This is a genomic window from Protofrankia sp. CiP1_Cm_nod4, assembly GCF_982290645.1.
Genome location: NZ_CEVIVC010000073.1, coordinates 22345 through 24992 on the forward strand (window position 1 = coordinate 22345; position 2648 = coordinate 24992).

Sequence of the window (2648 nt, forward strand, 5' to 3'; positions counted from 1 at the left end):
CAGGGCGCGCCGGGCCGCCGTCCCCGTTGAACTCCGCCCACATCCGCGCGTACCGGCCGCCGGCGCGCAGCAGGTCGGTGTGGGAGCCCTGCTCGACGACCCGGCCGGCGGCCATCACCACGACCCGGTCGGCGCGGGCCGCGGTGGTGAGCCGATGCGCCACCACCAGCGTGGTGCGCCGGCGCGCGACGTGCTCGGTGGCTCTGGTGACCGCGGCCTCCGTGGCCAGGTCGAGAGACGCGGTGGCCTCGTCGAGGAGCAGGATGTCGGGGTCGGCCAGCTCCGCCCGGGCGAGTGCCAGCAGCTGGCGCTGCCCGGCCGACAGCCCCCGGCCGCGCTCCCCGACCGGATGCCGGTAGCCCCCGGGCAGCCTGACGATCATGTCGTGCGCCCCGACGGCGCGGGCGGCGGCCAGCACCTCGGCGTCGTCCGCCTCCGGGCGGGCGTAGGCGATGGCGTCCCGCACCGTCCCGGAGAACAGGAAGGCCTCCTGCGGGACCACCCCCAGCCGGTGCCGGTAGCCCGCGAGATCGAACCGGGTCACGTCGGTGCCGTCGACCCGCACCGCACCACCGGTCGCGTCGTAGAAACGCGCGACCAGTTTGACCACGGTGGACTTGCCCGCGCCGGTCTCCCCCACCAGGGCGACGGTCTCCCCGGCCGCCACCCGCAGGCTCACCCCGTCCAGCGCGGGACGGCTGGTGCCGGCGTAACGGAAGGAGACGTCCTCGAGCGCGATCCGGCCGGCAAGCCGGCCGACCGGCACCGGATCCGGGGCCGGCGGGGTGGAGGTGGGTGTACGCAGCAGGTCGCAGATGCGCCGGAGGCCCACCTTCGCCTGCTGGTAGCCGTCGAACACCTGCGAGAGCTGCTGGACCGGGGCGAAGAACAGGTTGATGTAGAGCAGGTAGGCGATCAGCCCGCCGGTGGTCAGCGACCCGGACGCGACCAGCCCGGCACCGGCGCCGAGGACGAGCGCGGCGGCCAGCTCCGAGCAGAACTCCATGAACGGGAAGTAGAGGGCGATCATCCGCTGCGCCCGCATCCGCGAGGCGCGGTACCGCTCGGCCAGCGTCCGGAAGCCGTCCTGGTTGCGCTCCTGCCGGCGGAAGGCCTGCACCACCTGGATGCCGGCCAGGTTCTCCTGCAGCGCGGCGTTGACCGCGCTGACCCTCTCCCGTGACTCGGTGTAGGCGGCCGAGGACTTCGCCCGGAACACCAGCGTGACCGCGATCCCGACCGGCAGCATCGGGAGCACGACCAGCGCCAGTTCCGTGTTCAGCACGACCAGCGCGATCCCGATCCCGACGAACGACGCCAGCGCCACCACCGCGGTCGTCAGGCCCGTCTGCAGGAACGTCGACAGGGCGTCCACGTCCGTCGTCATCCGGGTCATGATCCGGCCGGGGAGCTCGCGTTCGTAGTAGTCCAGGCCGAGCCGCTGGAGCTGGGCGAAGGTCTTCAGCCGCAGGACGAACAGCAGCCGCTCCCCCATCCGCCCGGTCACCCGGGCCTGGACGACCTGCCCGCCCCAGGCCGCCAGGACCACGGCCAGCGCCACCGCGGAGGTCGCGAACAGCACCGCCGACGCGCCCGTGGACACGCCCGCGTCGACCCCGTGGCGCACCAGCGCCGGCATGGCCAGGCCCGCGGCCGCGTCCAGGGCTACCAGCAGCAGGCCGACGGCGAGCAGCCCGGGCACCGCGCGCAGCAGGCGGCGCAGCGAGAACGCCGGGTCGGGCGCGGCGGCGTCGGTCTCGCTCACCCGGACCGGCTCGGTCGCGGGCGGGAGCCGGGCCACCTGGGCGAGCAGTCCGGGGGTGACCGGGGTGTCCCCGAAGTGCCCACCAGCGAACCCGGCTCCCCGGCCGCCGGACCCGGCCCCCCGGCCACCGCGCATGGAGCGGGCCGGCCGCGTGCCGTCCAGGCCCGCGCCCACCCAGGTAGCCGGCACCGGTCGCATACGGGGTGTGAGCGCACCGGCGAACGGGACCGGCCGGCCGCCGTTCATCCGGCTCTTGTCCGCATCCACCTGCTCCGCCTGGTGACGGCTGTCGCTCGCCTGGTCGGGGACGGCGCCCGCCCGGTCGAGGCTCGGCCCGGACAGCAGCATCGTGTACAGCGGGCAGCGGGCGGTCAGCTCCTCGTGGATGCCGACGTCGACCACCCGGCCGGCGTCGAGCACCGCGATCCGGTCGGCCAGGTGCAGGGTGGAACGGCGGTGCGCGATCAGCAGGGTGGTCCGCCCCCGCATGATCTGCCGCAGGGCGGTGTGGATCTCGGCTTCGACCCGGACGTCGACCGCGGACGTCGCGTCGTCCATGATCAGAATTGGTGGGTCGACGAGCAGGGCGCGGGCCAGCGCGATCCGCTGGCGCTGCCCGCCCGAGAGCGTCAGCCCCTGCTCGCCCACGACCGTGTCGTAGCCGTCGGGAAGGTCCCGGATGAAGCCGTCCGCCCGGGCGGCCCGCGCCGCGGCGACGATCTCGGCGTCGCCGGCGTCCGGCCGGCCGTAGGCGATGTTGGCACGGACCGTGTCGGAGAACAGGAAGCTGTCCTCGAAGACCATCCCGATCTGGGCCCGCAGCGACTCCAGGGTCAGCTCCCGGACGTCATGGCCGTCGACACGGACAGCACCGGCACCGGCA

General features: G+C 74.5%; 1 protein-coding gene. It reads right to left on the bottom strand.

The window, feature by feature from the left end; translation table 11 throughout:
- Positions 1 to 2648: ABC transporter ATP-binding protein (locus tag AC5LSR_RS14860; RefSeq protein WP_493468584.1), on the bottom strand; the 2648-nt coding region annotated here is incomplete at both ends.